Annotated in this window: 22 protein-coding genes; 15 read left to right on the top strand and 7 right to left on the bottom strand. The window is 51.8% G+C overall.

Annotation, left to right across the window (positions count from 1 at the left end; translation table 11 throughout):
- Positions 1 to 24 precede the first annotated feature (24 nt).
- From ACO0K9_RS22680 to ACO0K9_RS22665, 4 genes are all read right to left on the bottom strand, one after another.
- On the bottom strand, positions 25 to 1,026 hold the full coding sequence (locus ACO0K9_RS22680) for an isoaspartyl peptidase/L-asparaginase family protein (RefSeq protein ID WP_422988685.1): 1,002 nt from the start codon (positions 1,024 to 1,026) through the stop codon (positions 25 to 27).
- A gap of 15 nt (positions 1,027 to 1,041) precedes the next feature.
- Entirely contained in the window at positions 1,042 to 1,989 is a 948-nt protein-coding gene (locus ACO0K9_RS22675; protein WP_422988683.1) for a MurR/RpiR family transcriptional regulator, read from the bottom strand.
- Between the two features lie 412 nt (positions 1,990 to 2,401).
- Positions 2,402 to 3,514 carry a tRNA 2-thiouridine(34) synthase MnmA gene (gene mnmA, locus ACO0K9_RS22670; RefSeq protein WP_422988681.1) on the bottom strand — a complete coding sequence of 371 codons (1,113 nt, stop codon included), beginning with the start codon at positions 3,512 to 3,514 and terminating at the stop codon, positions 2,402 to 2,404.
- Positions 3,514 to 4,002 carry an NUDIX hydrolase gene (locus tag ACO0K9_RS22665; RefSeq protein ID WP_422988679.1) on the bottom strand — a complete coding sequence of 163 codons (489 nt, stop codon included), beginning with the start codon at positions 4,000 to 4,002 and terminating at the stop codon, positions 3,514 to 3,516. The genes mnmA and ACO0K9_RS22665 overlap by 1 nt, the downstream gene beginning before the upstream one ends.
- 475 nt (positions 4,003 to 4,477) lie before the next feature.
- Between ACO0K9_RS22665 and ACO0K9_RS22660 the strand changes: the two genes are divergently transcribed.
- From ACO0K9_RS22660 to ACO0K9_RS22645, 4 genes are all read left to right on the top strand, one after another.
- The gene (locus ACO0K9_RS22660) at positions 4,478 to 5,593 is read left to right on the top strand and encodes a Re/Si-specific NAD(P)(+) transhydrogenase subunit alpha (RefSeq protein ID WP_422988677.1); all 1,116 of its coding nucleotides are present in this window, start codon (positions 4,478 to 4,480) and stop codon (positions 5,591 to 5,593) included.
- A 74-nt stretch (positions 5,594 to 5,667) separates the two neighbouring features.
- Positions 5,668 to 6,033, top strand: a complete 366-nt coding sequence (gene panD, locus ACO0K9_RS22655; protein WP_110255112.1) for an aspartate 1-decarboxylase — start codon at positions 5,668 to 5,670, stop codon at positions 6,031 to 6,033.
- A 74-nt stretch (positions 6,034 to 6,107) separates the two neighbouring features.
- Positions 6,108 to 6,428, top strand: coding sequence for an NAD(P) transhydrogenase subunit alpha (locus ACO0K9_RS22650; RefSeq protein ID WP_422988675.1), 321 nt, complete (start codon positions 6,108 to 6,110; stop codon positions 6,426 to 6,428).
- Complete coding sequence (locus tag ACO0K9_RS22645; RefSeq protein WP_422988673.1) at positions 6,428 to 7,861, top strand: NAD(P)(+) transhydrogenase (Re/Si-specific) subunit beta; 1,434 nt, start codon at positions 6,428 to 6,430, stop codon at positions 7,859 to 7,861. The genes ACO0K9_RS22650 and ACO0K9_RS22645 overlap by 1 nt, the downstream gene beginning before the upstream one ends.
- Positions 7,862 to 7,968: 107 nt before the next feature.
- On the opposite strand, the gene ACO0K9_RS22640 is transcribed toward ACO0K9_RS22645, so the two are convergent.
- Entirely contained in the window at positions 7,969 to 10,284 is a 2,316-nt protein-coding gene (locus ACO0K9_RS22640) for a heavy metal translocating P-type ATPase (protein WP_422988671.1), read from the bottom strand.
- 165 nt (positions 10,285 to 10,449) lie between these two features.
- Between ACO0K9_RS22640 and cadR the strand changes: the two genes are divergently transcribed.
- Together cadR and ACO0K9_RS22630 are read left to right on the top strand one after the other, a co-directional pair.
- Positions 10,450 to 10,896: a Cd(II)/Pb(II)-responsive transcriptional regulator gene (gene cadR / locus ACO0K9_RS22635; RefSeq protein ID WP_422988669.1), complete on the top strand. Its 447-nt coding sequence runs from the start codon at positions 10,450 to 10,452 to the stop codon at positions 10,894 to 10,896.
- 50 nt (positions 10,897 to 10,946) lie between these two features.
- Positions 10,947 to 11,999 (top strand): DMT family transporter, encoded by a 1,053-nt coding sequence (locus tag ACO0K9_RS22630; protein WP_422988667.1) that lies wholly within the window; start codon positions 10,947 to 10,949, stop codon positions 11,997 to 11,999.
- Between the two features lie 191 nt (positions 12,000 to 12,190).
- On the opposite strand, the gene ACO0K9_RS22625 is transcribed toward ACO0K9_RS22630, so the two are convergent.
- Positions 12,191 to 13,276 (bottom strand): AraC family transcriptional regulator ligand-binding domain-containing protein, encoded by a 1,086-nt coding sequence (locus ACO0K9_RS22625; RefSeq protein ID WP_422988665.1) that lies wholly within the window; start codon positions 13,274 to 13,276, stop codon positions 12,191 to 12,193.
- A gap of 237 nt (positions 13,277 to 13,513) precedes the next feature.
- On the opposite strand from ACO0K9_RS22625, the gene ACO0K9_RS22620 reads away from it, so the two are divergent.
- From ACO0K9_RS22620 to ACO0K9_RS22595, 6 genes are all read left to right on the top strand, one after another.
- Positions 13,514 to 14,464 (top strand): alpha/beta fold hydrolase, encoded by a 951-nt coding sequence (locus tag ACO0K9_RS22620; protein WP_422988663.1) that lies wholly within the window; start codon positions 13,514 to 13,516, stop codon positions 14,462 to 14,464.
- Positions 14,465 to 14,538: 74 nt separating this feature from the next.
- Entirely contained in the window at positions 14,539 to 14,904 is a 366-nt protein-coding gene (locus ACO0K9_RS22615; RefSeq protein ID WP_422988661.1) for a glutaredoxin domain-containing protein, read from the top strand.
- A gap of 134 nt (positions 14,905 to 15,038) precedes the next feature.
- Positions 15,039 to 15,845, top strand: a complete 807-nt coding sequence (locus tag ACO0K9_RS22610; protein ID WP_422988659.1) for an SDR family NAD(P)-dependent oxidoreductase — start codon at positions 15,039 to 15,041, stop codon at positions 15,843 to 15,845.
- Between the two features lie 55 nt (positions 15,846 to 15,900).
- Entirely contained in the window at positions 15,901 to 16,197 is a 297-nt protein-coding gene (locus ACO0K9_RS22605) for a YciI family protein (protein WP_422988657.1), read from the top strand.
- 51 nt (positions 16,198 to 16,248) lie between these two features.
- Positions 16,249 to 16,956 carry an SDR family oxidoreductase gene (locus ACO0K9_RS22600; protein ID WP_422988655.1) on the top strand — a complete coding sequence of 236 codons (708 nt, stop codon included), beginning with the start codon at positions 16,249 to 16,251 and terminating at the stop codon, positions 16,954 to 16,956.
- Positions 16,953 to 18,329 (top strand): MFS transporter, encoded by a 1,377-nt coding sequence (locus ACO0K9_RS22595; RefSeq protein ID WP_422988653.1) that lies wholly within the window; start codon positions 16,953 to 16,955, stop codon positions 18,327 to 18,329. The genes ACO0K9_RS22600 and ACO0K9_RS22595 overlap by 4 nt, the downstream gene beginning before the upstream one ends.
- A 128-nt stretch (positions 18,330 to 18,457) precedes the next feature.
- Here ACO0K9_RS22595 and ACO0K9_RS22590 read toward each other — a convergent pair whose 3' ends face one another.
- A complete protein-coding gene (locus ACO0K9_RS22590) occupies positions 18,458 to 19,408 on the bottom strand; it encodes a LysR family transcriptional regulator (protein ID WP_422988743.1) in 951 nt (316 codons plus the stop codon).
- Positions 19,409 to 19,534: 126 nt separating this feature from the next.
- Here ACO0K9_RS22590 and ACO0K9_RS22585 point away from each other — a divergent pair, with 126 nt between their 5' ends.
- The 3 genes from ACO0K9_RS22585 to ACO0K9_RS22575 are packed head-to-tail and all read left to right on the top strand — an operon-like array spanning position 19,535 to position 22,512.
- Positions 19,535 to 20,833, top strand: a complete 1,299-nt coding sequence (locus ACO0K9_RS22585) for a CitMHS family transporter (protein WP_422988651.1) — start codon at positions 19,535 to 19,537, stop codon at positions 20,831 to 20,833.
- 28 nt (positions 20,834 to 20,861) lie between these two features.
- On the top strand, positions 20,862 to 22,202 hold the full coding sequence (locus tag ACO0K9_RS22580) for an acyclic terpene utilization AtuA family protein (RefSeq protein WP_422988649.1): 1,341 nt from the start codon (positions 20,862 to 20,864) through the stop codon (positions 22,200 to 22,202).
- 1 nt (position 22,203) lies between these two features.
- A complete protein-coding gene (locus ACO0K9_RS22575) occupies positions 22,204 to 22,512 on the top strand; it encodes an AtuA-related protein (protein ID WP_422988647.1) in 309 nt (102 codons plus the stop codon).
- Positions 22,513 to 22,565 lie beyond the last annotated feature (53 nt).

Below are 22,565 nucleotides of genomic sequence, written 5' to 3'. Positions count from 1 at the left end.
GGGAGAAACTACCGCTTCTGAAAACTACAGTTTTTGAAAATCGCTGTAGATGCCTATAAACGGCGCATCCCCAACGCGCATGCTGGCGCGGTACATGCCCTCGGTATTGAAGGGCATGACAATATTGCCCTGCCTGTCTATGCCTATGATGCCACCCTGGCCCTGCAATTGCGGCAGTTTTTCCATTACTGTCTTGTGGGCGGCCTGTTCCAGGCTCAGGCCGGCGTAGTTCATTTGTGCGGCGATGTCGTGCAAGGCCAGGCTGCGCATGAATGCTTCACCGGTGCCGGTGGCCGACAAGGCCGCGCTGCGGTTGTCGGCATAGCAGCCGGCACCCAGCATGGCCGTGTCACCGACACGTCCTGGCAGTTTATTGGTCATGCCGCCTGTGGAAGTGGCTGCTGCCAGATTGCCGTGCACATCCAGGGCGACGGCACCGACGGTACCGAATTTTTTACCCGGATCAAGTGGTGCTGCTTCGGGTATTGTGGCTGAGATTGCAGCCAGTTTTTCGGCATCGTGGTCCAGCAGGATGCCGGCTTCTTGTCGCGCGCGCAGCAATTGCACATAACGTTGCTCGGTATGAAAGTAGGCAGCGTCTTCGATTTGCGCACCATGCTGGCGGACGAAATTTTCTGCACCCGGCCCTACCATTAACACATGCGGGCTGTGTTCCATCACCATGCGTGCTGCTCGCACAGGATTGCGCAGGGTTGTCACGCAGGCGACCGCTCCGGCGCGGCGATTGTGGCCATCCATGATGGCGGCATCCATTTCTACCTGCCCAGCGCTGGTATAGACCGAACCTTTACCGGCGTTGAACAGGGGGCAGTCTTCCAGCAGGCTGACAGCCACAGTGACGGCATCCAGTGCACTGCCACCATCGGCCAGTACGCTGGCACCAGCGGTGACGATGTCATGCAGGGCAGCCAGGTAAGCCTGTTCCTGCACGGCAGTCAGTGAGCTGCGCAAGATAGTGCCAGCACCGCCATGGATGGCGATGGCGGCGGGGGCTTTTGCATTCATGATGCATACCCAGCCTCAGGCCGGGCGATCCATGTCTATGATTTTGCTGGCAGCGGCTGCCTGGGATTTGCGGCTGGTGGCATTCGGTTCCTGATACAGCCATGGCAGCATGAACTTGGTCATTTCCGATGCTGCATGCACTGGCGCTTTGGCCTGATGGGCGACGGCGCTGCAAATGGCTTCAATCAGGCACAATGCAGCACCTTCGGAATTTGGTGAGAAATTACGCCTGGTCTGCGCATACAGCGTGACATTCGCCAGCGATGCCAGGGGCGAGCTGGGGGCGTCAGTCAGGGCCAGGATAGGCACACTCTTGTCACGCAATTGCTGCAGGATGGTGACCACATCTTCGGCATAACGCGGGAAGGAAATGCCGATGACCAGATCACGTTCTGTATATTTGAACAATTGTCGCGCTACATTCGATGGCCCGCCAGAACCCAGGGTGGATTGCACCGTGTTGCAAAACGGGTCCAGGCTGTGTGCCATCAAGCCAGCCAGGAAGGCGCTGGCACCATAGCCGACGATATAAATTCTTTCCGCATTCAGGATCTGGCGTACGGCATGGTTACACAGGTCAGGTGCCAGGCCGCGACGGGTGGCTTCCAGATTGGCCATGTCTTCATTCAGAGAGCTGGAAATAATTTCAGTACTGGTAGCAGGGCGCTGGATTTCACTGCGCAGGTTGTCGATAGGAGCCAGCATGGCTTCAAAACCATACACCAGCTCGGCCCGGAATTGCGGATAACCTTCAAAGCCGAGTGCCCTGGCGAAGCGATTCGCTGTTGCAACAGAGATACCGACCGCATTTGCCAGTTCATCGATAGACATCGTGGCAGAGCGAAAAACATTCGACAACACGTAGTCGGCTGCTTTTCTATGTGCTTTTGACAAGCTCATATAAACCTTGCCTATGCGTGCATTGACAGTACCACCTAGTGCTTGCGTATCAGGACGATTCATATCGACTGGCTTTTCTGGTGAAGTAGAAATGTAAATATAATTTCATCGATTTAAATTGTAAAGAAATGAATCGTGTCAAATCGATGATTGTCTCTCTCCGCACATATTTTGGATAAATCGCACAATTAAGAAGAATTGTCAGAATAAACAAAACACTTCAAATTTTGTTCTGAAATTAGCCATGTTCGCTCAAGCTAATCAGTGTGCCGGAGGAAAGATTGTGATGGCCAGCCAGAGACGGTGCCAGCCTGTATAAGATTTATATCGATTTTTGTGCCTTGAGCGCTGCTTTTGCTGTTTTTACCCTGGTTTTTGTCATGTTTTGCCCTGATTCGGGATAGCGAGGGCTGTTTTGTGTGCTGGCCAGACAAATACAGGTACGCATTTATCTGGCAGGGAGGTAAGCCGCTGATCAGCTTGCCGTGTGGGCGCGTGCAGCGGTATCGATAATACCACCTCCCAGGCAGACATCCCCATCGTACAGGACCGCAGATTGCCCTGGAGTGACAGCCCATTGTGCCTGCGGGAAGTCCAGGGAAAAACGTTGCTCGTCACCGTTGAACTCGCAGGCGACATCGGGCTGGCGATAGCGTGTCTTGGCTGACAGGTCGCCTGCGGGTGGCGCATGGCCCGCTACCCAGCTGACTTGTCCGGCTTCCAGCGACTCTGACAGCAGCCATGGATGCTCATGTCCTTGCACTGCGTACAGGGTATTGGCTGCGACATCCTTTTTTGCCACATACCAGGCATCGCTGCTGCCGTCGGCATTTTGATGGGATTTGATGCCGCCTATGCCTATGCCCTTTCTTTGCCCCAGGGTATAGAAGCTCAGGCCCACGTGTTGACCTATGACTTCGCCTTCCGGGGTCTGGATGTCACCTGGCTTATAGGACAGATACCGGTTCAGGAATTCACGGAAAGGGCGTTCACCGATGAAACAGATGCCGGTCGAATCTTTTTTCTTCGCGTTGGGCAATTGCAGTTGTTCGGCGATCTTGCGCACTTCCGTCTTGTGGATTTCTCCTAGCGGGAACAGGGTATTCGCCAGTTGCTGCTGGTTCAGCCTGTGCAGGAAATAGCTTTGGTCCTTGCTGGCATCGATCGCTTTCAGCAACTGGAACTGGCCATTCATTTCGCGCACGCGCGCATAGTGGCCTGTGGCGATGTAATCGGCCCCCAGCTTCATTGCGTGGTCAAGAAAGGCCTTGAACTTGATTTCGGCATTGCACAGTACGTCCGGGTTCGGCGTGCGGCCAGCCTGGTATTCACGCAGGAATTCGGCAAATACGCGGTCCTTGTATTCGCTGGCAAAATTTACGGCTTCGATATCGACACCGACCACGTCGGCGACGCTGACGGCATCGATCCAGTCTTCACGGGTCGAGCAGTATTCGGAATCGTCATCATCTTCCCAGTTTTTCATGAACAGGCCGATGACTTCATAACCCTGTTCTTTCAGCAGCCAGGCGGATACCGAAGAATCCACACCGCCAGACATGCCGATTACGACTTTTTTCTTGCTCATTATTGATGTTCCAAGTTTCCAAGTGCGCTTGGATGGGTAAACAACAGGGATAGCGGCGCGCGCTTGCCCTGCAAATAATCATTGATGCATTGCATGACCAAAGGGCTGCGATGCCTGTCCTGTGACGCCAGCAAGTCTGCATAGCTCATCCACACGGTGCGCAGGATGCCGGTATCGAGTTGCCTGTCCTGTGCCGCACCCAGTTCACCGCTGAAAGCAAAGCGCAGGTAAGTCACGGCCTCACCTGTTGTGGGGGAAATGAAACGCGACATGTACGTACCTATCAAGTCGGTAGGTATGAAAGCGTGTGCGGTTTCTTCCAGGGTTTCACGGATGACAGCCTGTTCCAGCGATTCATCCGGGTCCAGATGGCCGGCAGGTTGATTGATGCGGATACCGTCAGGTGTTTCTTCTTCAATCATGAAAAACTGTTGGTCGCGTTCGATAATTGCGGCTACAGTGACGGAGGGTTTCCAAATGGCAGACATAGCATTTCCCAGTAAGTCCGACATTTTACTTTGCCCTTAGATTTTGTGTGGCAATCCAGCAAATTTGAAAGCGAATTAGCTAATGCGTAATTTATCTATGGCCCGATTATCGATAGCAAAATTCCTGCTTTTTAATTTGCACCAAACTGATGCGGCTTGAAGAATTTTCTTTAAGTGACTGTTTTTAATCAAGAAATAAATCATTTCCTGAGTCTGAAAAGCAGCTTGCATCCTGCAATTGAAGTCGTAACAACCAAAGAATCAAGAAAAACGAACGGTTGTGCTAAAAAACACTTTGCGTGTAATATCGTTGTCGAATATTAAATGTAAGATTCGGGTAAGAATTGCATAAGTTGTCATACAACCCGGTCGGGCAAAATTAGTCTTGAGGCCAGAGCTTACCCTTGGCCAAAACAGTACAGAATTATCAGTACGGAATTTATTCACCGGATTTATTCACATCAGGGAGCAATCTATGAAAATCGGCATTCCCGCCGAGTCACGGCCGGGGGAGACGCGTGTTGCGGCAACCCCAGAAACGATAAAAAAATATGTCGCAGCCAAGCATCAGGTGATCGTGCAGTCAGGTGCTGGCGTGGCTTCCAGCATTACCGACGAAGCCTACCAGGCAGCCGGTGCTGAAATTGGTAGCGCAGCCGATGCCTTTGGTGCCGAACTGGTCTTGAAAGTGCGTGCACCGGACGCAGCAGAACGCAGTCTGATGAAATCAGGCACGGTCTTGGTAGGCATGCTCAATCCTTTTGACGCAGACAATATTGCGGCAATGGCCACACACGGCCTGTCCGCATTTGCACTCGAAGCGGCACCGCGCATTACCCGTGCGCAGTCGCTTGATGTCTTGTCTTCGCAAGCCAATATCGCCGGTTACAAGGCTGTCATGCTGGCCGCCAATACCTATCAACGCTTCATGCCCATGCTGATGACAGCGGCGGGTACGGTCAAGGCGGCACGCGTACTGATCATGGGTGTGGGTGTAGCGGGCTTGCAAGCGATTGCCACGGCCAAGCGCCTGGGGGCAGTGATTGAAGCATCGGATGTACGCCCACCGGTCAAGGAACAGGTTGAATCGCTGGGTGCAAAATTTATCGATGTGCCGTATGAGACTGATGAAGAGCGTGAAATTGCCAAAGGTGCAGGCGGTTATGCCCGTTCCATGCCCGCAGCATGGATGGAAAGACAGGCTGCCCTGGTGCATGAACGTGCCAAACAGGCCGACATCATCATCACCACCGCATTGATCCCTGGTCGCAAGGCACCAATCCTGATTTCTGAAGAAACCGTCAAGGCCATGAAACCAGGTTCGGTCATCGTTGATATGGCGGTAGAGCAGGGCGGCAATTGCCCCTTGTCTGAACTCAACAAGACCGTCACCAAATACGGCGTACACATCATCGGTGAGCCTAATCTGGCGACTCTGGTGGCAGCCGATGCATCGGCCTTGTACGCTCGTAACGTGCTGGATTTCCTCAAGCTCATCATTGACAAGGATGCCGCACTGGCGATTAACCGTGAAGATGAAATCATCGCTGCCACCCTGGTGTGCTCGGCTGGTGAAGTTTTAAAGAAATAAAAAATAAAGAAATATAGAAATAGATTACAGAGTCAAGGTTTAAGAATTTTTTAGTATCAGAAAGTAGAAAGACCATGCAAAGAAATATGCTCCGCGCCAAAATTCATCGCGCAACTGTAACCCAGTGTGACCTGCATTACGAAGGATCGTGTGGGATTGATGAAGATCTGCTCGACGCTGCCAACATCATCGAAAACGAACAGATAGAGCTGTATAACGTCAACAACGGTGAACGCTTCTCCACCTATGCCATCAAGGGCAAACGTGGCAGTGGTGAAATCTCACTGAATGGCGCTGCAGCCCGCCGCGTACAACTGGGCGATTTGATGATTATCTGTACCTATGCGCCGATGACAGAAGAAGAAGCAAAAGCGTATAAACCGAATGTCGTTTTTGTGAATGGCAAGAATCAGATCACCAGTATCAAAGAGTATAAGTGACGTAATCCAGGTGCTTATTGTCATAGCGTGTCATAGCGATTTGCATGTCTCAATCCAATTAAAGAGAGGACATCATGGAAGTTAGTCATACCCTTACCAACCTCATCATCTTCGTGCTGGCAATTTACGTCGGTTACCATGTGGTGTGGACAGTAACACCGGCCCTGCACACGCCTTTGATGGCGGTGACCAATGCCATTTCTGCCATCATCATCGTCGGTGCCATGCTGGCTGCCGGCCTGACTGAAGGCGTACTGGCCCAGGTCATGGGTACTGTCGCCGTGGCACTGGCGGCGGTGAATGTATTCGGCGGTTTTCTGGTAACCCAGAGGATGCTGGAAATGTTCAAGAAAAAAGAACCCAAAGCACCTAAAGCACCGAAGGAGGACAAATAATGAGCATGAATCTGGTAACGATGCTCTATCTGATCGCATCCGTTTGCTTTATCCAGGCCCTCAAGGGTTTGTCCCATCCATCCACGGCACGCCGGGGTAACAGCTTCGGCATGATAGGCATGGCAATCGCAGTCGCGACTACCATCGCCCTGATCGTCAAACTGAAAAACGAAAGCGCCGGTGCAGGTCTGGGCTATGGCCTGGTCATCATTGGCGTGGTGGTCGGTGGCGGCATTGGCGCCACGCTGGCAAAGCGTGTAGAAATGACCAAGATGCCGGAACTGGTCGCAGCGATGCACTCATTGATCGGTCTGGCAGCGGTGTGTATCGCCGTGGCTGTCGTGTCTGAACCCTGGGTATTCAATATCGTCCAAAGAGACCAGCCTATTCCTTTCGGTAATCGCCTGGAATTGTTTATCGGTACTTTTGTCGGTGCGATTACTTTCTCTGGTTCCGTCATCGCTTTCGGCAAATTGTCGGGCAAATACAAGTTCCGTTTGTTCCAGGGCGCACCGGTCAGTTTTGCGGGCCAGCATCAGTTGAACCTGATACTGGCGATAGCCATGCTGGCTTTCGGTATTGCTTTCTGCGTGACACAAAACTGGGCACCGTTCATCGTCATGACGGCGATAGCCTTTGTACTGGGCGTGCTGATCATCATCCCTATCGGCGGCGCAGATATGCCGGTGGTGGTATCGATGTTGAACAGCTATTCCGGCTGGGCGGCAGCGGGTATCGGCTTTTCGCTGAATAACTCCATGCTGATCATTGCTGGTTCGCTGGTGGGTTCTTCTGGTGCGATTCTGTCTTACATCATGTGCAAGGCCATGAACCGTTCCTTCTTCAATGTGATACTGGGTGGTTTTGGTGGCGAAGCGGCTACTGCTGCTACGGGTGACCAGGCGCAGCGTGCGGTCAAGTCCGGTTCTGCTGATGACGTCGCTTTCCTGCTCGGGAATGCAGAAACGGTCATCATCGTTCCTGGTTACGGTCTGGCAGTTGCACGTGCCCAGCATGCTTTGAAAGAACTGACAGAAAAACTGACGCACAAAGGTATCACGGTCAAGTATGCAATTCATCCGGTGGCTGGGCGCATGCCTGGTCACATGAACGTCTTGCTGGCAGAAGCCGAAGTACCGTATGACCAGGTGTTCGAGATGGAAGACATCAACAACGAATTTGGTCAGGCTGACGTGGTGCTGGTATTGGGTGCGAATGACGTGGTGAACCCGGCGGCAAAAGACCCGAAATCGCCGATCGCCGGCATGCCCATCCTGGAAGCCTACAAAGCCAAGACCGTCATTGTCAACAAGCGCTCCATGGCTTCTGGCTATGCAGGTCTGGACAATGAATTGTTCTACATGGATAAAACCATGATGGTGTTTGGCGATGCCAAGAAAGTCATTGAAGACATGGTAAAGGCGGTCGAGTAATCGCTACTGCCGGTAGATTTAATTGATTTAAAAAGCCCAAAAGCATGCATTTGCTTTTGGGCTTTTTTATGTCGATGGTCCGGCAAGAAAAGCGATATTTGTATCAATTATTTGACACCACGTACTAAGCGCAACCCATTAAAAATCACCAATAGACTTGCCCCCATATCGGCAAACACAGCCATCCACAAGGTGGCAATGCCCATCACGGCCATGATCAGGAACACCAGCTTGATCCCCAATGCCAGCGCGATGTTCTGCTTCAGAATGGCAGCCGTGCGTCGGCTCAGGCGTATGAATTGCGGTATCTTGCGCAAGTCATCATCCATCAGGGCGATATCGGCGGTTTCCAGTGCAGTGTCGGTGCCGGCGGCACCCATGGCAAAGCCTATGCTGGATTTGGCCAGCGCCGGGGCATCATTGATGCCGTCACCCACCATCCCAACCGTGCCATGGTTTGCCAGTTCATCGTTGATGGCAGCCAGTTTATCTTCTGGCAGCAGATTGCCGCGTGCATCATCAATCCCGACATCTTTTGCAATGGCTTTTGCGGTCAGTTCATTGTCGCCGGTCAGCATCACGGTACGAATGCCCAGTGCATGCAATTCTGCAATCGCCTGACGACTGCTTTCGCGCACGGTATCTGCCACGGCTATGATGGCAAGTGGTCCTTGTTCATCTGCAATGATCACTGCTGTTTTGCCGTCAGCTTCCATTGTATATAGCACGGCCTCGGTGGTCGGGCTGCAAATCTGTAATTCTTCTATCAGGCGGTGATTACCCAGGTAATACCATTTACCGGCAATTTGGCCTTTGACGCCACGTCCGGTCAATGCTTCGAAGTGGCTGACTTCAAATACGGCAGTGCCATTGTCTTGTGTTTTCCAGTGTGCGGTCACGGCACCTGACACCGGGTGGTCCGAGCGGCCCGCGAGGCTGGCTGCCAGCTGCAGCACGGTATGTTGTTCACCAGTCAGCAGCCTGATGTCGGTGACGACAGGCTTGCCCTGGGTAATGGTGCCGGTTTTATCCAGCGCCAGCGATTTCAACTTACGGCCTTCTTCCAGATAGACGCCACCCTTGATCAGGATGCCAGCCTTTGCTGCAGCCGCCAAACCGCTGACCACCGTCACCGGGGTGGAAACCACCAGCGCACATGGGCAGGCAATCACCAGCAAGACCAGTGCCTTGTATACCCATACCATCCAGGGCAAGCCCAGCAGCAGCGGTGGGATGATCATGACACCCAGCGCCAGCACAAACACGATGGGCGTATACACCTTGGCAAACTGATCGACAAAGCGCTGCGTCGGTGCCCGGCTGCCCTGGGCTTCTTCCACTGCATGGATGATGCGTGACAGCGTGGAATCGGTCTGCGCTGCCGTCACACGGTATTCAAAAGACCCGGTCTCATTGATGGTGCCGGCAAACACCTTGTCGCCGACAATTTTAGCGACAGGTATGCTCTCGCCAGTGATAGGGGCCTGGTTGACGGATGACTGACCCTTGCTCAGTTCACCATCCAGCGGGATGCGTTCACCGGGGGCGACCCGGACCGTGGTGCCGATGACGATCGATTTGGCTTCCAGTTCTTGCCAGCTACCATCCGCTTGCATGACACTGGCTTTTTCAGGCGTCATCGCCATCAGTCCACGTATGGCATTTCGGGCACGGTCCAGCGACATGGCTTCTATGGCTTCAGACAGGCTGAACAAGACCATGACCATCGCTGCTTCCGGCCATTGACCGATGATGACCGCGCCTGTGACTGCAATGGTCATCAGGGCATTGATATTCAGATTAAAATTCTTCAGCGCAATCCAGCCTTTTTTATACGTGCTGGTGCCACTGACCAGGATAGCAAAACCGGATAACAGAATGACTGGTGAAGCTATTTCCGAACTGCCGATGTAGGTAAACACCTCGGCCAGTATGGCCGCAACTGCACCGGCACCTAACCACCACCATTTTCGGGCTGCATTGCTTGTATTGGCTGCCGGTGCGGTTGCCGCATCCTGATTACTGCGACCGTTCTCACTTACCAGCACCGCCTGCATGCTGATGGATGTCAGGACAGCTTGAATTGCCTCCTGGGTTTCCAGCGTATGGCTGACCGTCAATTTGCGCTGCATGAGATTGAAATGAAGCTTGATGATGCCAGGCATGCCGGCCAGCTTGTTGCGGATCAGGCCCTCTTCAGTAGGGCAATCCATGTTTTCTATGGAATACACTACGGTGGAGGTGCCGGCAGGCAGGGCGGCGACATCTGAGGTGGCTATTGCCACATCTTCAATTACTTTGACATTGCCGTGATCGCAGCAGGTGTGGGCATGCTGATGACCATGCGCATGTGAGTCTGCATGGGTGTGGGGATGCGGGTGCGCATGCTCGTGCTCGTGTTCATGTTGATGCCGGTTCGTCATGCTTGCTCCGAAAAGGGGGTATAGTGAGTATTAGACACCCTGTAGCAGGTATAGAGTCAAGCACTACTGTTGGACTGACGAAAAATCGCCTCAGCGGCGTTGCAGCTGCTTGTTGGGATGATTTTGTGTAAGTCCTGCTGATGTTGAAATGAATGAGGTACGCAGATGGAATTGAAAATTGGCGAATTGGCAAAACGTTCTGGATGTCTGGTGGAAACCATCCGTTACTATGAAAAAGAAGGCTTGCTGCCACAGGCCAACCGTTCACAGGGCAATTTCCGCCTGTATGGCGAAGTGCACGCAGAACGCCTGCAATTCATACGGCATTGTCGTTCACTGGATATGACCCTGGATGAAATACGCCAGTTATTGCAGTTCCGTGATGTGCCGGAAGACAATTGTTCCGAAGTCAATGCCTTGCTGGACAAGCATATCGGCCATGTCGCCCACCGTATCAAGGAACTGAAGGGGCTGGAGCTGCAATTAAAATCCTTGCGCAATCTGTGTAAGACCACCCAGGCCACAAAAGACTGCGGCATCTTGCAGAATTTGGGAACTGCAGAAGAACATCCTGTACGTAACCTTGGCAGTCATGGCAATGGTTGTCATTGATGACGCCTATCTACAGGCAGCAGATTTGAATAATCGCAGGAGCACATTTGATGCACAAAGGTGTTATATACGCATTGCTGGCAGCCGTTCTGTTCGGTGTCAGTACTCCCTACGCCAAAACCATGGTGGCCGATATTGCACCGGTCATGCTGGCAGCTGTCTTGTACCTGGGTAGTGGTCTGGGCCTGCTGCTGATTTTTATTTTACGTGCGGCTATTTTTCGTAGCAAGCAGGATAAATTCGTGCCACTCACCCGGCCAGATGTACCCTGGCTTGCTGCTGCCATTCTCACTGGTGGTATTGCCGGGCCAGTGTTGTTGATGGCCGGTTTAAGGCTGACACCGGCCTCGACCACTTCCCTGCTGTTGAACATGGAAGGCGTATTGACGGCATTGCTGGCCTGGTTCGTTTTCAAGGAAAATTTTGACCGGCGCATTTTTCTGGGCATGCTGCTGATAGTGGTTGCAGGTGCACTTTTATCCTGGGAGCAGGTGCCGGTACTGGGTGTGCCCTGGGGTGCAGTGGCCATCATCGCAGCTTGCCTGTGCTGGGCAATTGACAATAACCTCACGCGCAAGGTGGCGGCCAGTGATGCCGTGCAAATTGCAGGTATCAAGGGGCTGATAGCCGGTAGTGTGAATCTGAGTCTAGCCCTGTTATCCGGCTATCAATTACCCCATGCTTACACCTTGCTGTCGGTGGGCCTGATCGGGTTTTGTGGTTATGGTCTTAGCCTGGTCATGTTCGTACTGGCGCTGCGGCATCTGGGCGCGGCACGTACCGGGGCCTATTTTTCGGCAGCACCGTTTGTAGGCACAGTCGTGTCCTTATTGCTGCTGAGTGAACGGCCAGGCAGCATGTTCTGGCTGGCAGCATTTTTGATGGTGGCAGGTATCTGGCTGCACCTGACTGAAAACCATGAACATGAACATACCCATGAGTCTATCCTGCATGCGCACGAGCATACGCATGACCTGCATCACCTGCATGAGCATGATAGGGAATGGGATGGCAGCGAGCCGCATGCCCATCCGCACCAGCATCATCCGGTAAGACACAAACATCCGCATTACCCGGATATACATCATCAGCATACGCATTGAATGGCAAAGTTTTTGTCTTTGCACGCACCGCGCGTAACAGCGGTTGGCCCAGTTCAAAGAAAGTGAAGGCCCTGCCATGCGCACCAGGCATTGATACCGGTATAGTCGGTAATTGACAAAGGCGGTTGCTACAACTTCGCCTGCAGTACACGCTTTTTTGCATGTTAAAGTGCGTCAAATTTCAGTACAAATCAAGAAGAATCGGTACGCGAATGATTGTCATCCAAGAAAATTTCAGATCGTACCGTTTGCGGTGTTTTTCCGGTCCATGCCAGAAACGCACGAGTAAAAGAATTGGATTCTTCGAAACCTAATAAGAATGAAATTTCCGCACTCGACATGGTCGTGTTGCGCAGGTAATGGTGCGCCAGAGAATCACGCAAGCTGTCCAACGTCTGCTGGAAAGTGGTTCCTTCTTCCTTCAGCTTGCGCTGTAATGTGCGGGTACTGACCCCGAGTTTCCGACTAACCACCTGCATCGATACCTCACCTGCTGGTAATGTCTCAAGTAGGGTACTACGTACTCGTTCGGCCATGCCAGCCGTTCTATCCAGATCGGTCAGCCGTTGACGCAAAGAGGGCTCGAAGAACAACCACATTTTGTGGTTTTCTGTCAGGAAGGGGCGCTCAACATCTGCAGCAGCGAATACCAGGGTGGTCACAGGTGTATTGGTTACGCGAACACCGAAATACGATTGATAGGTCAGCAAATCTGCTTCCAGACCCGGCGAGTAAGGCAAACTCACACTCAATGGTTGTACATTGCTGCGTGTTGCCAGTCGTGCTAGTTGCACAAAAAATATCAGCTTGAATGCCAGGAACACACTTGGTGGGGGCGTTGTATGATCCAGAAAATCGATGGTGACGGTAGCGTGAGAAGTGGTGCGCTGGATTTTGATCACCATCGGCGCAATCAATCTCACATACTTGGCAATTCTATCGATAGCGCAGCCAATATTGCTACTGCATAATGCCGCGAAAAGTTCCGGGTCGAACCAATCCGAAGACATCACCTGGGCGATTCGTAATGGGGCTGGCAAGTTCGCATCTATGGATTTGGCTTCAGCTTCAATAGCTTCCCATAGCTTAAAAAAATCAGCCGAACCCAAGCGGACGTTTTGACGCGCAAACAAATCAGCGGGTAACTGTGCACGGCGCAGCACCGGGGAAGTCGCCAGTCCTGCATCTTGCATCAACAAACGCCAACCCGGCCAGACTGCATAGTCCAACATAGCGCCACGGCGACCACTCAAAGAAGGTTTAATGTCCTGTTTCATATCTGCATTCTATGTTGCTGATCACGCCACCACAATAGCAAATTGCGCCAGATTAGCGAAATCATCATGGCGCGTTCTGCCAGTAAGTTGGCGCGTTCAGCTAATGTTAGTCGTTTGTTTTGCAGGCAAAGTAGTGTCTGAATCGGATGCCGGATCACAGATTTTCAAGTTACTACTTCGCAACCGATCTTCAGAGATACGCAAACACCGACAATATTTTTTGGGAGAATCATTAACATGAAACGCATCAAACTTGTTTCTACGCTTTTAGCTGCAGCGCTACTGTCAGTGGCAAGTGCCAGCTATTCACAGAACTTTTCGAAAGCAAATAGTGCAGTACAAGCTTCATCATCTCCTGCATTAAAAGCCAAAACACAATACGCAAATATTGGTGACCATAAAATTGCTTACAGAAAATTGGGTAAAGGTACACCAGTCATACTGATTAACCGCTTCAGAGGAACCCTGGACACCTGGGATACCCTGTTTCTTGACTTGTTGGCGCAAGAAAACACAGTGATCATTTTTGATCAGTCGGGCATCGGATATTCAGAAGGCGTGTTGCCTCTGACCATGCAAGATTTGGCGGCAGAAGTGACTCAGCTTGCCGATTATTTGAAGATCGATAAATTTAATGTCATGGGATGGTCTTACGGCGGCTGGGTTGCGCAATATGTGACCTTTTATAACCCTGACAGAATTCTGAAAACCATCCTCATTGATAATAATCCCATGGGTAAAAATGAAGTTGCGATGGACCCCAAGTTTGCTGAAAGTGGCATGAAGGCAAACAAAGACCTGGGATTTGAGGACTATGTCACCTTATTTTTTGAGCCGAAATCTGAAAAAAGCAGGTTAGCGGCAAAGAAATCGCTGGAGAGAATTTCGAGGCGTATGGACTACTCCAAGGTTCCTGAACGTCCTGAAGTACTGCAACGATATTTTGCCCCCATCGCATCCATTGTTGCAGATGCAGAAAATTTCCGTGGTACCTATGCCACTCTTAAAACACCAGTGCTTGTGATCTCTGGCGATCACGATATTTCATTTTCGTTCGAGAACTGGTACCCGCTCATCAAAAAAGCGCCGACGACGCAGTTTATTGTATTTCCAGATGCAGGACATGGACCACAAGACCAGTATCCTGAATTGGCGTCCAGTTATATCAAGACATTTCTGAAAAACTAATTAGCGCATCACTTTGTAAAACCAGGAGTTCATAACCATGATTCAGTCATCGTCGAGAAACAGGGATAACAACAATGAACCGCCAGATACTCGCAACTGAGCATATTCATAGCCATATACGGGAACAGATTGCCGGTAGTCATTTGGATATCGTGCAAGAGGTGCAAAAGGCAATTGCAACGCACCAGTTAGTGGTCGTGGGCATGGCGCAGAATCCTTTTCCGCGCTATGCCAGGAAATTACTGGATGCAGCAGGCATTCCCTACCGGTATTTGCAATATGGCAGTTATTTAAGCGGCTGGCGTCGCCGTACAGCGCTGAAAATGTGGACGGGCTGGCCTACTTTTCCAATGATCTTCGCCAACGGTATGCTGATAGGTGGCACCAGTGAGCTGCAGGCACTGGTGAAGAGTGGTGAGTTGCAGCATTTACTTGTCTAGCAATGAATGGTCTGGCAATGCGTGGCAGCAATGACCGCATGAGCATTGGCAAGCACAGTTGGCCAAAATCCAGTGACGAGATTGCCTATGCGCATGATATCTGGAAAAAACATATGAACAGAAAAGGAAATAACATGAAAAAGACAGTACTCATCACCGGCGCATCGTCAGGCTTTGGACTGATGCTTGCCAATAAGCTTCATCTGCAGGGTTTCAATGTCATTGGTACCAGCCGTGAGCCTGAAAAATATGCCGGGAAGCTGGCATTCAAATTGCTGCGCCTGAATATCGATGACGACAATTCTGTCAAGTCGTTCACTGAAGAGTTGTTCCAGCACACTAAGCAGTTAGATGTATTGGTCAACAATGCGGGTTACATGGTCACTGGCATCGCAGAAGAAACATCTATTGAACTTGGCAGGCAGCAATTTGAGACCAACTTCTGGGGTACGGTTAAAGTGACCAATGCCTTGTTGCCATACTTCAGGGCTCAAAAACATGGACAAATCATCACGGTCAGTTCTATCGTGGGTCTGATAGGCCCACCGAATCTGTCCTATTACGCGGCCTCAAAACATGCCGTGCAGGGTTACTTCAAATCCTTGCGTTTTGAGCTGGATCATTTCAATATCAAGGTCAGCATGGTTGAGCCAGTCTGGTTCAAAACCAATCTTGGACATAATTCGGTTTCAGCTAACAAAGGCAGTATCACTGACTATGATTCGTACCGGAAAAAAGTCAATGCAGCGACACAGAAAGGCATGGATGAAGCGGAGGCCCCCGATGCCGTTGTTAATACCATTTCAAAGCTGATCAATACGAATGAACCCAGATTCAGCAATCCTGTGGGAAAAATGACGGGTATGATTTTGTTCCTGCAAAGCTATGTTCCCAAAATGTTTGAAAATTCAATACTGAACAGTGTCAGAACGGCGAAATAAATTTTGTCACTTATTTATTAACGTGAATGTGACCACTTTTTAATGAGGTGTAGCGATGAAATACTATTTGTGCAAATTTATTCCGCCACGTGCGGATTTCCTGGCAACGATGTCTGACGACGAGAAGAAATTGATGGGACAGCATGGTGCCTTCTTAAATAACCTCCTGGAAAAAGGGTTGATCGTCGCCCACGGCCCGGTGATCGAGGCCAATGGTGGCTACGGGGTTTCGCTTTACCAAATTGCCGACGACCAGGATATTTCCTTGTTAACTTCGGAAGATCCCATTGTGAAGAATGGTGTTGGTCACTATGAACACTACGTCATGCTTCATTTGGCGTCGCGTCACTAAAATCGCGTCACGAATCCCGCCGTCTTTTTAACTCAATTGAAGGAAATCATCATGAAAATCCAAGGTTCAGTTGCACTCGTCACAGGCGCTAATCGTGGGCTGGGCTCTGCATTTGCCCGTGCACTGCTGGCTGCTGGTGCTGCCAAGGTCTATGCCGCTGCGCGCGATCCTTCCACCATCACGTTGGAGGGCGTGGTGCCGGTGCGCCTCGACGTGACCCGCCCTGATCAGATTGAGGCACTTGCCCGCGAATTGGGTGATGTGACTTTATTGATCAACAACGCTGGTATAGGTGGCTCCGGTCCCGTGCTCGACCCCATGGCCATCGACCGGTTACACCAGCAATTTGAGACGAATGCCGTCGGCCCGCTACGCATGGTGCAGGCCTTCGCACCGACGATGGCTGCCCAAAGCAGCAGTGCTGTTATCAACGTGATCTCGGCGTTGAGCTGGGCCACGCTGCCAGGTATTACTGGTAGCTATAGTGCGTCCAAGGCCGCAGCCTGGGCCTTGAGCAACGCGATGCGGCAGGAACTGAAAGCCCAGGGCACTGAAGTACTGTCGCTGCACGTGGCTTTCATGGATACCGACATGGCACGTGGAGTACCTGGACCCAAGTCTTCCCCCGACGAGATTGCGCGTCTGGCAATTGCTGCACTGGAAGCGGGAAAAAGCGAATTGTTGGCCGATGAGGTGACGCGCAGTGTACACGCAGGTTTGACCGCAGAACCGCCGATGTACCTTGGAATGCTGGGATGAATGACGCACGACCAGGCACGCCCTGGCCTGTGTTTTTTGTAGCCAGTATTGCTGTATTTCTGGTCTCGATCGACACAACAGTGCTTTTTGCTGCCTTTGGCGCAATGCGGGCGGGCTTCCCGGACAGCACTGCTGCAGACATGTCATGGGTCCTTAACGCCTACACGATTGTTTATGCTGCACTGCTGGTACCCGCTGGCAAGCTGTCGGATACGCACGGGCGCAGGCGCATCTTCCTGCTTGGTCTGATGCTCTTTCTGCTTGCATCGGCAGGCTGCGGCTTTGCTACGGGCGTCGGTGTGCTGGTGAGCGCGCGGGTGCTACAGGCAGTAGGTGCTGCGTTGCTCATTCCGTCATCGTTGGCATTGGTCCTGGGCGCTTTTCCAATCGAACGGCGCGCGGTGGCGGTCAGTTTGTGGGGAGCGGTCGGTGGATTGGCTGCTGCATTGGGGCCGAGCGTGGGCGCAGCCATGGTGGCTTCGCTGGGTTGGCGCTGGGCCTTCTTCATCAATTTACCGCTGGGGCTGGTGGCCTGGGTATACGGCCGTAACCGTCTCACTGAGTGGCGTAACGCAAACATGGATACGTCGTTTGACCTTCCAGGTACGGCGCTGTTGATGGCTGGTGTTGGTTTACTGGCCTTTGGTATCGTGCAGTCAGAAGCACTGGGTTGGCGTTCGCCTGCGGTTGTGGGGTTGATGTTCGCAGGTTTTTGCGTTCTGTTGGGCTTCGTGGCCTGGGCGCGGCACACACCGCACCCGGCGCTGGATCTTTCGCTGTTTGCTGATTCTACTTATCGCAATGTGAACATAGCGACTTTGGTGTTTGGTATTGCATTTGCCATGATGTTCTTCGGTCTGTTCTTCTTTCTGATGCAGATTTGGCATTATTCGCTGCCTATGGCAGGGCTGGCAGTGTCGCCAGGCCCCTTGCTCGTCGTACCAGTAGCCATCATTGCGGGGCGTCGGGCAACACGTATCGGACACCGCCCGCTGCTGGTCGCCGGTTCCGTGCTTTACGCGGCGGGAGGTCTTTGGCTCTACCTTCTTGCAGGGAATGTGCCCAACTTCCTTGGTATCTGGCTGCCAGCCATGGTCTTGACTGGCACCGCAGTCGGTATGGTGTTGCCATCTCTAAGTGGCGCCGCAGTGGCGCGGCTCGCACCTGAGCGTTTTGGTATCGGTAGTGCAGTCAACCAATCGGTGCGTCAGATAGGGGCGGTGCTTGGGGTGTCCGCGACTGTCGCATTTGTGGGCCACAATGCGCCGCAATTGGCTGACTTTCAGCAGCTATATCTAACGCACATAGGCCTGGCAATACTTACAGCATTGATTTGTCTGAGTGTAGACACGCGCACGAGAATTCAAAACTGATGTTTGACTTTGCAAAATGCGTTCCGGTGATGGAGAGTAAACAGCGACTTTGCTATATTGTGTAGCGATTCTGCAGGATGCTGATCATGTCCCGCGAATCGATGGTGAAGCTCAGGAAGACCGGAAAGTCATGGAAGTATGTGGATGGCCGATTCTGCACCTCTTCGATGCCAACTTGAAGTCCCGACGGATTTCAGTCGAAGCTCAATCAAATCCAGCATACCTTTGGTCGCAATTGAAAGCGAGCGGTCCTTTTGTTTGACAATCAGAATTGGGCGCACCAATTGCCTGGCTTCAACCGGGACGGCAACCAGATTAAGGCTTCTGAACTGAAATAACGTCAATTCCGGTACGAGGCTCACTCCTAACCCATGCTCGATCAAGCCTGCGACCGTGGCGAGATGCTCAACTTCAAGACCGGTATGAGTGACTGCAACCCCTCGCGTGAGCAGATCAACATGCTGGCGTACGCTGGTCGATTTCGCCAAATGGATCAATTCACAACCCGCCAACTCCGTCAACTTGATGCGGCGGCGCTTTGCCAGTGGGTGATCGCGGCGGCAAACGAGATAGAACGGATCGCTACACAGTGTCCTGGTGTCGAATTCAGAGAGATTCACACCCGGTGCAGTCAGCGCAAAATCCACTTTCCCTTCGCGCAGTAAGCCCAGGCATTTGTCTGAAAGAGCATCGAACAGTTGCACTGTAATGCCGGGGAACTGCGTCTTGTACTCTGCAATGACACCAGGTAAGCCGTTTGCCGCCAGCGATGGCAGTGCTGCAATCGACACCCTTCCTTTGCGACGGGCGATGTAATCCGCCATATTGCTTAGTGCGGCATCTATGTCGGACACCAGCGCACGTGCCACTTCGACAAACAATTCGCCTTCCGGCGTCAAGGTAACGTTGCGCGTATCGCGCTCGACTAGTTGCACGGCAACCGCCGCTTCCAGCTTTTGAATTACGGTACTAAACGCCGATTGTGATAAATGGCAGCGCTCAGCAGCACGCGTAAAGTGCTTGACCTCCGCAAGGGCAAGAAAGGCATGAAGTAGTTTTGTCGAAATATTGGCTTGCATAATTAATTGAAAAATCAGGTTAATTAATTGCAAAAATCAATTTTACTATATAAATGGCTTGGGCCAGAATCGTTGTATTGACTACGCAGATAGTCATCGTCAATTTTTAATATAACGGAGACAAACATGCTGGCACTGCTCGGTTTCATCACGATCGCAGTCTTACTCGCGGTCATCCTCACCAAAAAGATGTCACCTTTAGTGGCACTCATTGCGATTCCGATCATTGCTGCATTGGTCGGCGGATTCGGTCTCGGGACATCCAAATTCATCATTGCTGGGATTACCAATATAGCGCCAGTGGCAGGCATGTTCGTGTTTGCGATTTTGTTTTTCGGGATCGTCACCGACGCGGGCATGCTCGATCCTGTTATCAGCGGTATATTGCGGGTCGTCGGAAGCCGCCCGACGCGAATCGTGCCCGGCACTGCCTTGCTGGCGCTGTTGATCCATCTTGACGGTTCTGGCGCAGTGACATTTCTCGTGACAATCCCCGCCATGCTTCCACTGTATACCCGGCTTGGCATTGACAAGCGCATTCTGGCATGCGTTGCGTCGCTTGCAGCTGGTGTTAACTTTCTGCCCTGGACAGGACCGCTGATCCGTGCCTCGGCTGCGCTTCATATTCCGGTAAGCGAAATCTTTACGCCTTTGATCCCAATTCAGTTGATCGGTCTGGCTTATGTCTTTGGAGTCTCGTATTGGCTGGGACGGAAAGAAGAAATCCGGCTTGGCTTGACCAAGGGGGCACCTGTCGGCTTCGTTCACATGCATGAACTGACTGAATTAGAAAAACAGATTCGCCGACCCAAAAACTTCTGGATCAACATTGCGCTGACAGTCGCGGTCCTTGGTGTAATGATTAGCGGCAAGGTAGATCCGGTTGTCATGTTCATGATTGGTGTTGTTTTGGCGTTGATAATTAACTACCCGAATGTCGACATGCAGCGGGCACGTGTTGATGCCCATGCGAAAGCTGCCCTCCTGATGGCCAGCATTTTGTTTGCCGCAGGTGTCTTTACCGGCATCATGACCAAGTCGGGCATGCTTACCGCCATGGCGAAGACAGCTGTTGGTGTTGTGCCGCCAGAGATGGCGGTGCATATTCCCGTCGCATTGGGGTTTTTATCGATGCCTCTGTCCTTGTTATTTGACCCGGATTCGTTCTACTTTGGCGTGCTGCCGGTCATCGCCGAAGTCGGACATCTATTGGGTGTACCGTCGATTCAGGTTGGACAAGCCGCACTGCTTGGACAAATGACTACTGGGTTTCCCGTCAGTCCGCTGACACCGGCCACTTTTCTGGTTGCCGGTTTGGCCGGTATTGATTTGGCCGATCACCAGAAATATACATTCAAGTACTTGTTTGGCGCATCAATCGTGATGACCATTGCCTGCGTTATCTTCGGCATTTTCCCGCTTTGATGTCATTCGAAACTGAAAGAAAAAGACCATGAAAAAAACCATACGCATTGGGGCTGGTGCGGGCTACTCGGGCGATCGTATTGAGCCAGCAATCGAATTAGCTGAAAAAGGGGAAATCGACTATCTGATTTTTGAATGCCTGGCCGAACGTACCATTGCCCTCGCTCAGCAATTGAAGATGAAAGATTCGACGCTTGGCTATGATCCTTTGCTCGCGGACAGGATGCATGCAGTTCTACGCATTTGCAATGAAAAAGGCATCAAGATCATTACCAATATGGGTGCTGCAAATCCGCTTGCGGCTGTGGAGAAAATCAAGGAAATCGCCAGAACGCTAGGCTTGGAAAAACTGAAAATAGCAGCCGTTTCCGGCGATGATGTCCTGACCGTTGTACAAGATGGAAACTATCTCGACGATACTGGATCACTTGTAACAGAATTGGGGAGCAGGTTGCTGTCAGCGAATGCCTATCTTGGTGCGCAACCTCTTGTGGATGCACTGGCTCAAGGTGCAGATGTGATCGTGACAGGACGCGTGGCGGATCCTGCCTTGGTGCTCGCACCGCTCATTCATGCATTTGGTTGGCCGATGGACGACTGGCACCGCCTTGGCCAAGGCACACTGGTGGGGCATTTGCTGGAGTGCGCAGGACAGATTACCGGTGGATATTTTGCCGATCCTGGTTACAAGGACGTCGCCAATCTGGCGCGCTTGGGCTTTCCAATTGGTGAAGTCTCTGAAGATGGTAGTGTCATCATTACCAAGGTCGCTGGTTCGGGCGGTAGTGTCACGGCAGCCACTTGCAAGGAACAATTGCTATATGAAATTCACGACCCGGCTGCCTATCTCACTCCTGACGTAGTAGCGGATTTTTCCGGTGTAACTATCACCGAAATCGGCAAGGACCGTGTTGCCATTCGAGGGGCGACAGGCCATCCAAAAACAGGCATGTTGAAAGTATCGATTGGTTATGTCGATAGCTATATCGGCGAAGGTCAAATGTCATATGCCGGCCCGGGTGCATTGGCGCGTGCCCGGCTGGCACTAGACATTGTTGCCGAACGTCTGAAAATTGCAGACGTGAAAGTCGGGGAAACACGTTACGATCTGATAGGTGTCAATGCAATCCACGGCTCCGCATTGAGTGCCTCGAATCCAGAACCCTATGAAGTTCGCATTCGCGTTGCTGGTCGGACCAGCACGATGAAAGAAGCTGTACGAATAGGTAATGAAGTCGAGACGCTTTACACATGTGGGCCCGCAGGTGGTGGTGGTGCGACAAAATCAGCCAAAGATGTGGTCGCCGTTCGGTCGACTTTATTGCCGCAGGCCTTGGTGCCGACTACTGTTCATTATGAGGAAATCTAACATGTTAATTCGTGAGATCGCGCATTCTCGCGCTGGTGACAAGGGAGACATTTCAAATCTTTCCGTTATAGTATATGACATCAAAGATTACAGGCACCTGGAAAAATACCTGACAGCAGAATGTGTGAAGATGCACCTATCTGATGTTGTGTTGGGGGATGTGGTGCGCCATACGCTTCCCGGGCTCGGGGCGATGAATTTTGTATTACAAAAGGCGCTTGGTGGGGGCGTCACACGTTCACTTGCTCTCGACGCACACGGAAAATGTTTGGGATCGGCTTTGTTGAACATCACGATACCAGATGTCTGACGTTGAGATGGTGCATCGCGGTCCATGGGGTCGCCATGTTGAAATGACGCGAC

Origin of the sequence: Undibacterium sp. Ji50W, from assembly GCF_049340445.1 — a bacterium.
Classification (GTDB): Bacteria; Pseudomonadota; Gammaproteobacteria; order Burkholderiales; family Burkholderiaceae_D; genus Undibacterium.
Note: the sequence above shows the minus strand (reverse complement) of the source record. Positions and strands in the feature narration are given on the sequence as shown.